The sequence below is a fragment of the Mesorhizobium sp. CNPSo 4661 genome (genome assembly GCF_057784215.1).
In genome coordinates this window covers 1-448 of the sequence record NZ_JBWGIO010000082.1, presented here as the reverse complement: position 1 = coordinate 448, position 448 = coordinate 1, and the positions used below count along the sequence as shown (strand labels likewise).

1 protein-coding gene is annotated in these 448 nt (G+C 62.9%); it reads left to right on the top strand.

Going from position 1 to position 448, the window contains the following annotated elements; genetic code table 11:
• A partial coding sequence (locus AC0YKC_RS34000; protein ID WP_488514246.1) for a 2-oxo acid dehydrogenase subunit E2 occupies positions 1–448 on the top strand: 448 nt, incomplete at both ends.

The window sequence follows — 448 nt, the reverse complement described above, 5'->3', positions numbered from 1 at the left end:
CGATGTCGGACGACCAGGTGCTGAAGCTGTTCGCCGAAGGCTCCTATGAGCTCGTGCCGCATGACAACATGCGCAAGACGATTGCGCGGCGCCTCGTCGAGGCGAAGTCCACCATCCCGCATTTCTATTTGACGCTCGACTGCGAGCTCGATGCGCTCTTGGCGCTGCGCACGCAGTTGAATGCCGCGGCGCCGATGCGGAAGACCGACAAGGGCGAAGCCCCGGCCTACAAGCTCTCGGTCAACGACATGGTGATCAAGGCGATGGCGATGGCGCTGATGGCGGTGCCGGATGCCAATGCCTCCTGGACGGACAGCGCCATGGTCAAGCACAAGCACGCCGATGTCGGCGTCGCGGTGTCGATCCCCGGCGGCCTGATCACGCCGATCATCCGCCATGCCGATGAAAAGACGCTGTCGGTCATCTCCAACGAGATGAAGGACCTGGC